The 10,795-nt window shown below is 64.1% G+C and carries 10 protein-coding genes; 3 read left to right on the top strand and 7 right to left on the bottom strand.

Translation table 11 applies throughout. The features are described from left to right. Positions 1-235: 235 nt before the first annotated feature. Complete coding sequence (gene rpsB / locus P0645_RS04475) at positions 236-1,000, top strand: 30S ribosomal protein S2 (RefSeq protein WP_284163351.1); 765 nt, start codon at positions 236-238, stop codon at positions 998-1,000. Positions 1,001-1,097: 97 nt separating this feature from the next. Further along, positions 1,098-1,997 carry a translation elongation factor Ts gene (gene tsf / locus P0645_RS04470; protein ID WP_284163350.1) on the top strand — a complete coding sequence of 300 codons (900 nt, stop codon included), beginning with the start codon at positions 1,098-1,100 and terminating at the stop codon, positions 1,995-1,997. Positions 1,998-2,545: 548 nt separating this feature from the next. Here the strand turns inward: tsf and P0645_RS04465 are convergent. Then, a complete protein-coding gene (locus P0645_RS04465; protein WP_284163349.1) occupies positions 2,546-3,337 on the bottom strand; it encodes a LuxR family transcriptional regulator in 792 nt (263 codons plus the stop codon). 193 nt (positions 3,338-3,530) lie between these two features. Between P0645_RS04465 and P0645_RS04460 the strand changes: the two genes are divergently transcribed. Beyond that, positions 3,531-4,709 carry an NAD(P)/FAD-dependent oxidoreductase gene (locus P0645_RS04460; RefSeq protein ID WP_284163348.1) on the top strand — a complete coding sequence of 393 codons (1,179 nt, stop codon included), beginning with the start codon at positions 3,531-3,533 and terminating at the stop codon, positions 4,707-4,709. Between the two features lie 114 nt (positions 4,710-4,823). On the opposite strand, the gene P0645_RS04455 is transcribed toward P0645_RS04460, so the two are convergent. From P0645_RS04455 to P0645_RS04430, 6 genes are all read right to left on the bottom strand, one after another. Next, a complete protein-coding gene (locus P0645_RS04455) occupies positions 4,824-6,581 on the bottom strand; it encodes a SulP family inorganic anion transporter (protein ID WP_284163347.1) in 1,758 nt (585 codons plus the stop codon). Between the two features lie 27 nt (positions 6,582-6,608). Further along, positions 6,609-7,481 carry an MBL fold metallo-hydrolase gene (locus P0645_RS04450; RefSeq protein ID WP_284163346.1) on the bottom strand — a complete coding sequence of 291 codons (873 nt, stop codon included), beginning with the start codon at positions 7,479-7,481 and terminating at the stop codon, positions 6,609-6,611. A gap of 106 nt (positions 7,482-7,587) precedes the next feature. Beyond that, positions 7,588-8,241 carry a phosphoglycolate phosphatase gene (gph, locus tag P0645_RS04445; RefSeq protein ID WP_502854198.1) on the bottom strand — a complete coding sequence of 218 codons (654 nt, stop codon included), beginning with the start codon at positions 8,239-8,241 and terminating at the stop codon, positions 7,588-7,590. 5 nt (positions 8,242-8,246) lie between these two features. Beyond that, positions 8,247-8,801, bottom strand: a complete 555-nt coding sequence (locus P0645_RS04440; protein ID WP_284163344.1) for a thioredoxin family protein — start codon at positions 8,799-8,801, stop codon at positions 8,247-8,249. A gap of 10 nt (positions 8,802-8,811) precedes the next feature. Then, a complete protein-coding gene (gene rpe / locus P0645_RS04435) occupies positions 8,812-9,504 on the bottom strand; it encodes a ribulose-phosphate 3-epimerase (protein WP_284163343.1) in 693 nt (230 codons plus the stop codon). 117 nt (positions 9,505-9,621) lie between these two features. Further along, positions 9,622-10,785, bottom strand: a complete 1,164-nt coding sequence (locus P0645_RS04430) for an N-acetylglucosamine-6-phosphate deacetylase (RefSeq protein WP_284163342.1) — start codon at positions 10,783-10,785, stop codon at positions 9,622-9,624. Positions 10,786-10,795: the final 10 nt, after the last annotated feature.

Below are 10,795 nucleotides of genomic sequence, written 5' to 3'. Positions count from 1 at the left end.
AAAGCGATCAGCATGGTCCGACGACTTCGCAAGGTCCATCATCGGCCAAATGCGATAGCCCTGCTGAAAACAGGCTCACCACTTGCACCCACCGCGAAAAGCTTCTATACGCGCGCCACTTCACAGGCGGAGTGCGGGCTTGCGGGGGAGAAATCCCTGTCGGTCCACCGGTTGCCCCGGATCATGTCCGGGGTAAGATCACTCCGCTCAGGCACAAACCGGAAAGGATATAGCCATGGGGCTTCCTGAGTTTTCCATGCGCCAGCTTCTTGAAGCGGGCGTTCACTACGGCCACCAGACCCAGCGCTGGAACCCGCGGATGGGCGAATACATCTACGGCGACCGGAACGGCATCCATATCATCGACCTGACGCAGACTGTGCCCATGCTGGACGCCGCGCTCAATGTCGTGCGCGAAACCGTCGCCAAGGGCGGCCGCATCCTCTTCGTCGGCACCAAGCGCCAGGCCTCGAAGGCCGTCGCCGAAGCCGCCGAGAAATGCGCGCAGTACTACATGAACCACCGCTGGCTCGGCGGCACGCTGACCAACTGGAAGACCGTCTCCCAGTCGATCGCGCGGCTGAAGCAGATCGACGAGATCATGGCCTCGGGCGCCGAGGGCCTGACCAAGAAGGAACGTCTGGGCATGGAGCGCGAGCAGGCGAAACTTCAGGCCTCGCTCGGCGGTATCCGCGAGATGGGCGGCGTTCCCGATCTTCTTTTCGTCATCGACGTGAACAAGGAAGACCTCGCGGTTCTCGAAGCCAACAAGCTCGGCATCCCGGTCGTCGCCGTGGTCGACACCAACTGCTCGCCCAAGGGCGTTGACTATGTCATCCCCGGCAACGACGACGCGGCCCGCGCCATCGCGCTTTACTGCGACCTCGTCAGCCGTGCGGCGCTCGACGGCATGTCGGCCCAGATGGGTGCGGCGGGCGTCGACCTCGGCGCGCTGGCCGAAGCCCCGGTCGAAGAGATCGACGCGGGCGCCGAGGCCTGAGGCGCGGGGCAGGGGGGCTGCCCCCTGTCACAATAAATTCAGCGGGCGGGGATATTCCCCGCCCCGTCCCGTTCATGAACATTGAAGGAGAGCGGTCATGACGATCACCGCGAGCATGGTGAAGGAACTGCGCGACACGACCGGCGCGGGCATGATGGACGCCAAGAAGGCGCTGACCGAAACCGACGGCAACATGGAAGCGGCCATCGACTGGCTGCGCACCAAGGGCCTTGCGAAAGCCGCCAAGAAGGCCGACCGCGTTGCGGCCGAGGGCCTTGTCGGCGTCGCCATAGAGGGCGGCAAGGGCGTCGCCGTCGAGGTGAACTCGGAAACCGACTTCGTCGGTAAGAACGAGGAATTCCAGGGCATGGTGAAGAGCTTCGCCCAGGTCGCGCTCGGCGTCTCCGACGTCGAGGCGCTGAAGGCCGCGAGCCTCAACGGCAAGGCGGTCGAGGCCGTGCTGACCGACGCGATCGCCAAGATCGGCGAGAACATGACCCTGCGGCGCATGGCCTCGGTCTCGGGTGATGTGGTCGTGTCCTATGTCCACAATTCCGTCACCGAAGGGCTTGGCAAGATCGGCGTTCTCGTCGGTCTGAAGGGCACCGACAACGGTATCGGCAAGCAGCTTGCCATGCATATCGCGGCCTCGGCCCCGATGGCGCTGTCGGAAGCCTCGCTCGACCCGGCGATCGTTGAGCGCGAGCGCACCGTCCAGACCCAGAAGGCGCTGGAAGAAAACGCCTCCTCGGCCAAGCCGAAGCCCGAAGCGGTGATCCAGAACAACATCATCCCGGGCCGGATGAAGAAGTTCCTCGAAGAAGTCACGCTTCTGGGCCAGAAGTTCGTGATGAACCCCGACATCACCGTCGAGCAGGCGGCGAAGGAAGCGGGCGTCGAGATCCTGTCCTTCGCGCGCGTCGCGGTCGGCGAGGGTGTCGAGAAGAAGGAAGAGGATTTCGCCGCCGAGGTCGCCAAGACCCTTCAGGGCGCCTGAGGTCCAGCCAGTCGAATCGAAAGGGCGTCGGGAAACCGGCGCCCTTTCCCATTGAGCGCGACCCGGCCGCAAGTCCCTGTAGGGATTCGCGCATTGCGGAGTCCGGGCGGACCCGACGTGCAGCGGCGCCGGAAACTTTCAAAGTTTCCGGAACGATTTCTTTTCAAGAAATCGTTGGCGCCTCATTGCGCCCCTCCCGACGAAAGCGCGGCTCCGTCAGGTTTCGGATCGTGTGACAAACAGGTTTCGGATCGTGTGACAAAAAAGAATGGCGGTGCCGCCGGGGAAGGGCTGCACCGCCTTCAAGCGCGCCGCACCTGTTGGGGATGAGGACAGGGCGCGACTTTGACGGGAACCTGCCGGGGCGGAAATACCCCCGACAGGCCCGTACCGGTTTCCCGGCTTGACCCCTCCCCCCCGATAATACGAGGCATCCGGATCAGCGTTCCTGGCTTTCGCCACCACTCACGGAACGAGGGTATTGATGACATTTGACGCGGCGTAACGGTAGTCAGGAAATCCTTACCGTTGATCAAATTCTTGGCCGCTCACGCGATGCGCAGCTCCGGCACAAGGAAAATCTGGTTGCGGAACGAGGCCATGAGAACGGCCTGGGCCGTGGTCTCGACCTCCAGCACCTCGCGCGCCAGCCGCAAGTGCTTTTCAATAGTTGCAGGCGTCAGCCCCATGATCAGCGCAATATCCTGCGTCGTCTTGCCGTCGCCCACCCATTCCAGCGCCTCGCGCTGGCGCGCGGTCAGCGTCTTGCGGCTGACATAGGGCAGGGCAGAGATGCGCAGGTGGCAGACATTGTTCAGAACCGTGATCTCGCGGCCGTGCTCGGCCCAGATCCGTTCAACGTCGCTTTGGGTGAGCCCGCGTCTGGCGCAGAGCCCGATCCCGCCCTTGGCGCGCACAGACACTTCGCGGAAGCCAATGGAATAGCCCGCCAGAACCTCGAAGCGGCGGTTGAGGTCGAGGACACGGCGCTCTTCCGCGCTGAGATTAGCGTTGCGGATGCGTTCATGCATCAGCGACCAGGATTGCGCGCCGACGTGATCGGCCACCCATTTCACCATCGGCGCAGATTTGTAGAGGCCGCCATGCACGAATTCCTTCACATAATCCGCCGTATGATTGGTCAGGATCAGTGAATCGTCGACATTGCCGATCGAATTCTGCGTCTTGAACCGAGTGAAGGCATAGAGCAGCCGGTCGAAGCCATAGCTCGCCATCTTCTCGCAATGCAGCGCCCAGATCTCTTCGATCGTGGTCGCGCGCAGCACCTGGTCGAGATACTGGATGCCAGAATCGGTCGTCGGGAAGGCGTGATTAGACACCGCAGGCCTCTCCCCGTATCCCCGTTGACAGAACGCGCCAGTCAGCGCGGCTGCAAGCAGTAAAGTCCATAGAACTTCCTGTCATCTATCCCCGCTTGTTCCCTGCCACGATTTGTCGCCTTTGTCGAGTGCAGGGCCTTTCTTCCACATCCCGACATGATACGTATCGCGCGCACGGAATCTTGGGGGGGCCATGGAAAAATATGATGTGGTGATCGCGGGCGGTGCGGTCACCGGGGCCTCGATCGCCTGGTGGCTTGCAGGCATGGCGCCCGCCTTGCGCATTCTGGTGGTCGAGCCCGACCCGACCTATGCCCGCTCCGCGACCGCCCTGTCTGTCGCCTCGGTCCGCAGCCAGTTCTCGAACCCGGTGAATGTCGGGATTTCGCGCTTCGGCGTCGATTTCATTCGCAATTTCGCCGAACGGATCGGGCCAGAGGGCGAGGTTCCGTCCTTGGGCTTGAAAGAAAACGGTTATTTGTTCCTGACCGCGTCGGAAAGCGGCAAGACGGTCATGCAGGAACTGGCCGTGATGCAACGATCCCTCGGCGCATCGACCGAAATATTGGGGCCGGACGATCTGGCGGCACGCTGGCCATGGATGAAGGTGGAGGACCTCGTCGCGGGCAGTTTCGGGCCGCGCGACGAAGGCTGGTTCGACAATATGGGCCTTTTGCACGGTTTCCGGAACGCCAGTCGCGCCCGAGGAGTGGAATATCGTCAGGGCCGCGTGACGGGGGTGAATCTCAAGGGCGGGGGCGTGGAGTCGGTCACTCTTCAGAGTGGCGAAACAATCTGTTGCGGCTTGTTCGTCAATGCCGCGGGCACCGCGTCGGGCAGGGTCTGCGCGCAGGCCGGGCTGGACCTGCCGGTCGAGCCGCGCAAACGCACGGTCTTCGTCATCGACGCGCCGAATGCCCGCCACCCGGAGGCGCCGCTGATCATCGATCATTCCGGCATCTATCTGCGCCCCGAACATGGCCAATGGATCACCGCAACGGTGCCCGAGGATGACGGCCCCTGCGACCCCGACGACTGGGAGCCAGACCACTCGCAGTTCGAGGATCTGATCTGGCCGCGGCTCTACGAACGCAGCGAGGGGTTCGACGCGGTGAAGGTCGCGCGGCTCTGGGTCGGGCATTACGACTACAACCGGCTCGACCAGAACGCGGTGCTTGGCCTCTGGCCGGGGACAGAGAATTTCTACATCGCCTCGGGCTTTTCCGGTCACGGGCTGCAACAGGCGCCCGCCGTCGGGCGCGGCATGGCCGAACTGATCCTGACAGGCCGCTGGCAGACGCTCGATCTTTCGCCGCTCGGGCCGGACCGGATCATCGCGGGGCGGCCGTTCCTGGAAAGGGCCATCGTCTGACGGCCGACGCCCGTTCCGGCGAGGTGCCGAAATCTTCAAAAGATTTCGGACCGGAACCTTTGGAAGGTTCCGGCCCGGATTTCGGATCGAAATCCGGTGAAGCGGTGCGCGTGGTCAGCTGACGCGTTTGAGGCTATCTGCGCGCGGGCAGCAAAGCGCCGCTTGCGTTTCTTCGGGGGCAAGCGTCCGCAGTGCGTCGATCTGCGACAGGAAGACCTGACCGGAGAGGTCGCGCAGGAAAAGGCTGCGGCCCAGCCGGTCCATCACCGGCCCTTTGACCTCGGTGAGGTGAAACAGGACCCCCGCATCCTTCAGCCGGTGATTGATCGCTTCGAGGCTTTCAAGCGCCGATGCGTCGATATCATTCACCGCAGGGCACATGAGGATCACATGTTTCAGCGCCGACCGGTCTGCGACCTCGGCGAGGATCCGGTCCTCCAAAGCGCGGGTGTTGGCGAAATAGAGGCTCTCGTCGACGCGGATCGACAGGATGCCGGGCACCGTCACGACATGATGGCGCAGCACATTGCGGAAATGTTCGGTGCCCGCGACCTGTCCGACGACTGCCATATGCGGCCGCGAGGTCCGCAGGAGGTAGAGCGCGAGCGACAGGCTTATGCCCGCGATGATGCCCATCTCGACGCCTTTCCCGAGCGTCACAAGGACTGTGGCCGCCATCGCCGCCGCATCGGCGCGTGAGTAGGTCCATATCCGGCGGAAGGCGCCGAGGTCCACGAGGCTCAGGACCGCGACGATGATCGTGGCGGCGAGCACCGCCTGCGGCAGGTTGTAGAGCGCGGGGGTGAGGAAAAGCGTGGCGAGCGCCATGAAAAGCGCGGTGATGGCGCCCGCGGCGGGTGTCTCGGCGCCTGCATCGAAATTGACCACCGACCGCGCGAAGCCCCCCGTCACCGGGAAACCGCCCGACAGCGCCGCGCCGAGGTTGGAGGCGCCGAGCGCCACCAGTTCCTGATCGGGATCTATGCGCTGGCGCCGCTTGGCGGCGAGCGTCTGGGCGACCGAGATCGTCTCGACATAGCCGACGATCGAGATGAGAAGCGCGGGCAGCGCCAGCCGGGCGATCAGGTCGGGATCCAGCCGGGGCAGGGCAGGGGCGGGCAGGCCGCGCGGCACTTCGCCGAGGATGGCAACGCCGGAGGCGGGCAGGTTCAGGAGGACTGTCACCAGGATCGAGGCGATCACCACGATCATCGGGCCGAGGCGGGCGAGGGTGCCTGCCGTTCCGGCGCTCATGCCGAGGCCGATCAGCGATCCTTTCAGCCAGCGCCGCGCCGCCACCAGCGCGGCCATCGCCGCAAGGCCGAGGAGCACGGTCGAGAGGTTGATCGACCCGAGGTTGGGCCAGAGGCTTTCGGCGATTTCCGGCAGGGTCTGGCCGCCGCCCTTCACGCCGAGTATATGGCGCAACTGGCTCGCTGCGATCAGAAGGCCCGAGGCGGTGACGAAGCCGGTGATCACCGGATGCGACAGGAAATTCGCGACAAGCCCCAGCCGTAAAAGCCCCATCGCCAGAAGGAACGCGCCGGAGAGAAAAGCCAGCAGGACCGCTGCGGCCAGGTAGTCCGGGCTGCCCGAGGCCGCGATCTGCCCGGCAGCGGCCGCGGTCATCAGCGAGGCGACGGCGACCGGCCCGACAGCGAGCGTCCGCGAGGTGCCGAAGAGCGCATAAAGGACCAGCGGCGCGATCGAGGCGTAAAGCCCGACCTCCGCCGGCAGCCCGGCCAGAAGCGCATAGGCCAGCGACTGCGGGATCAGCATCACTGTCACGATCAACGCGGCGATCAGGTCGGCCGCGAAGGTCGCGCGCGAATAGGCTGGCGCCCATTCCAGGATGGGGAAATAGCGTTTCATCGGGCTTTCCTGGCGGATCGGACGCGGTCAGAGGCCGTTCACTGGCACTTTGAGGAAGGTCTTGCCCTCCTTGTCGGCGGGCGGCATCTGCCCGGCGCGCATGTTGACTTGCAGCGACGGGATGATGAGCTTCGGCATGGCCAAAGTCTTGTCGCGCGCCTCGCGCATCGCGACGAATTCCTCCTGCGAGCGGCCGCCGACATGGACGTTGCAGGCCTTCTGTTCGGCGACCGTGGTTTCCCAGCTGTAGGTCTCGCGCCCGGGCGCCTTGTAGTCATGGCCGACGAAGATCCGGGTCTCGTCCGGCAGGGTCAGGATCTTCTGGATCGAGGCATAGAGCGTCTCGGCAGAACCGCCAGGGAAATCGCAGCGCGCGGTGCCGAAGTCGGGCATGAAGAGCGTATCGCCGACGAAGGCGGCGTCCCCCACCACATAGGTCAGACAGGCGGGCGTGTGGCCCGGCGTATGCAGGACATGGCCTGTCAGCCCGCCGATGGTGAACCGGTCGCCTTCCTGAAACAGCTTGTCGAACTGGCTGCCGTCGCGCTGGAACTCGGTCCCTTCGTTGAAGATCTTGCCGAATGTGTTCTGCACGACGGTGATCCGGTCGCCGATGCCGATCTTGCCACCTATCCTTTGCTGGATATAGGGCGCGGCCGACAGATGGTCAGCATGGACGTGGGTTTCCAGAATCCACTCGACCGTAAGGCCCTTGTCCTGCACATAGGCGATGACCGCGTCGGCGGATTTCGTGTCGGTCCGGCCCGAGGAATAATCGAAGTCCAGGACGGAATCGACGATGGCGCAGGCACTGCTCGCCGGGTCCTTCACCAGAAAGGTGACGGTATTGGTGGCCTCGTCGAAAAAGCCGGTCACTTCGGGTTTGGTGAGCGATGTCATGGGTCTCTCCTGCTTGCCACGCTTCGCATATAGGCGCATGTCAAACACATATCAATATTTGAATGCGTAAATCGTTCCGGAAGAACCGGCGATCTTCGGAAGGATGTTACGGAGTTGTGGAAATTCCCGCAACAAGCTCCCGAAACTCGCGGAAGTCGGCGAACGTGGCCGTGACGCTGATCTCGGACAGCGGAACCCGCAGATAGCCTCGGGTGAAAAGAAAGAAGGGCAGGCCGGCGGCTTCCGCAGTGCGGGCATCGACCTCGCTGTCGCCGACGAAGATTGCGGGCGTGCCAAGCCTGTCGACCGCCGCCAGAAGCGGGGCAGGGTGGGGCTTTCGTTCCGGCAGGCTGTCGCCCGAGATGACCGCATCGAAGAGATGGGCGAGGCCGAGGGCGGAAAGTACCGCACCCGTGGCGGCGCCGGGCTTGTTCGTACAGAGGCCGAGCGGATAGCCGCGCTGCCTCAGAATCGTCAGCGTTTCAAGAACGTAAGGATAGATGGTCGTCAGCTCGGCCGGGCGGGCGCTGTAATCGGCGACGAGACGCGCTGTCAGGTCCGCGTGACGGTCCGGCGTCAGCCCGCGCGCCGCCATGACCCGTTGAACCAGCATGGGCGCGCCATCGCCGACATAGGACTGGACCTCGGCGCACACCATCGGCGCCTGTCCCTCGGCGGCGAGCAATCGGTTCACCGCTGCAGCCAGATCCGGAAGGCTGTCGATCAGGGTTCCGTCGAGGTCGAATATCAGGGCGGGCAGGGGGCTCACGCAGCCCGCCATTTGATCGAACAACCGAGTGAGGCAATCTGATCGTCCGGTCCCTTGCCGGTTCTGGCGACCAGCCTCATTGCCTCATACAGCTCGCGCTTCACCTCCGGCCCCGCAGGTTGACGGCCCGACGCATCGAGCCTGCCACGGTACTGAAGTTCAAGCCGGTTGTTGAAGCCGAAGAAATCCGGCGTGCAGGCGGCATCATAGGCCCGCGCCACTGCCTGGCTTTCGTCGTAGAGATAGGGAAAGCAAAAGCCGTGCCGCTGCGCCTCGGCCGCCATATTGGCGAAACTGTCGGCGGGGTAGGCGGTCGCATCGTTGGAAGAGATCGCCGCGACGCCGATCCCTTCGGCTTGCAGCGCCGCCGCATCGTGCACAATCCGGTCCATCACCGCCTGCACATAGGGGCAATGGTTGCAGATGAACATGATCAGCGTGCCCTTCGGCCCGGCGATCTGGTCAAGCGACCAGGTGCAACCATCGGTGCCGGGCAGCGTGAAATCCGGGGCTTTCCAGCCAAAATCGCAAACGGGCGGGGAAACGGCCATGATCTTCTCCTCAGCGGGCGGCCGCCTCGGCGGCGGCGCGGATCGCCGCGATATTCTGGCCGTAGACCTGCGGCTTCGCAACCGACCCGCCGGAAAAGACGCCCGAACCTGCCACCAGAACATCGGCGCCCGCCGCCGCGACCAGAGGTGCTGTCTCCGGGGTAATGCCGCCGTCGATCTCGATATGGATCGGCCGGTCGCCGATCATCGCGCGCAAGGCGCGCACCTTGTCTATCTGGGAATGAATGAATTTCTGCCCGCCAAAGCCCGGGTTGACCGTCATCACGCAGATGAGGTCCACGAGATCCAGCAGCTCTCGCGCAGCCTCGGCCGGTGTGCCGGGATTAAGCGCAAGACCGGCTTTTTTCCCATTGGAACGAATGGCTTGCAAGGTGCGATGGATGTGCGGGCCAGCCTCGACATGCGCGGTCAGCACATCGGCGCCAGCCTCGCAGAAGGCGTCGATATAGGGATCGACCGGCGCGATCATCAGATGGACATCCATCACCGTGCGGATATGCGGCCGGATCGCCTTGCACAGCTGCGGACCGAACGTGAGGTTCGGCACGAAATGGCCATCCATCACATCGACATGGACCCAATCGCAGCCCTGATCCTCGATGGCGCGGATTTCCTGACCGAAGTTCGCGAAATCAGCCGAAAGGATCGACGGGGCGATCTTGATGGCACGGGAGAAGGTCATCTGGTCCTCGCTGGCATGTCCGGGGCTGTGGGCCTTATGACCGAAGACGAGCGCGCGGGAAAGTCCGGTCTCGTATATATCCAGTAGTTACATAATACCGATTATCGGATATCCGGATCAGTTGCCCTGTGGAAGCACAAACTGCATCTCAGACAGGCTCTGGTCGATGAGAATGATGTCCGACGCCGCCCGCCCCTCGATTGTTGAAAGCGTCTTCAGGCCCATCAGCTTCGCGGGATGGCTGATCGCCATGCGCAAGGCGGTTTCCGGCGACAGACCGATCTTATGCACGAGGAACGCCACGGATTGCAGCATCGTCACATGCGCACCGGCGAGCGCGCCGTTGGCATTCACCAGCCGACCATGATCCAGGCGGATGTCCTGTCCGTACAGCTGGTAGCTGTCAGGCCCGGCAACAGTCGGCATCGCGTCGCTGACCAGATACATCCGGTCCGCGACCGGCCGTGCGCGCAGCGCGAGCGCGATCATCTCGGGCGCCACATGAATCCCGTCGCAGATGAGCGAGGCATAGGCCGTGGAATTGATCGCGGCGCCGACGCAGCCGGGCTCGCGGCCCTGCATCTGCGACATGGCGTTGAAAAGATGGGTGAAACAGTGCGCGCCCTCGGCCAGCAGCGCGTTCACCGCCGCCGCAGATGCGTCAGTATGGCCGATAGCCACGACGACGCCCGAGGCGACGAGCCGCGCCACCTGCCCCGGCTGAACCGCTTCGGGCGCGAGCGTGATCATCACCGGAATGCCGCGCTGCCGGAGGCCCGCGACCGCGGCGAAGGTCCGCTCGTCCAGAGGCCGGATATGGCCCTCTGCATGCGTGCCCTTGCGGGCCAACGAGATATGTGGGCCTTCGATATGGATGCCGAGGATACCGCCCTGCCCGTGGCTCGCGATCACCGCATCCGCCGCCGCCTCCAGCACCTCGGCCGCATCAGTGATCAGCGTGGGCAGGATTGCCACTGTCCCGGTCGTTCGGTGCGCGGCGGCAATGGCAAGCGCGCCGTCGGCATCGGGCCGGTTGTTGAACAGGATGCCGCCGCCGCCATTCACCTGCAGATCGACAAAACCCGGCGACAGGATGCCGCCGCTTTTCCAGACCGGCCCGGTTCCGTCAAAACGCCTCAGCGAAACGCGGCCCTTCTGAACGAAAAGCGCCGCGCCGCTGCGCAGCCAAGTGCCGTCGAAGACCGCCTCGGGCAGGATCCAGGCCCCCTGCCCGGCCATCGCCGCCGCATCCCAGCCTTCCGGTTTCGCCTCGATGGTCATGACCGCCTGT

This window comes from Frigidibacter sp. SD6-1 (assembly GCF_030143255.1).
Lineage (GTDB): Bacteria > Pseudomonadota > Alphaproteobacteria > Rhodobacterales > Rhodobacteraceae > TMP-24.
Note: the sequence above shows the minus strand (reverse complement) of the source record. Positions and strands in the feature narration are given on the sequence as shown.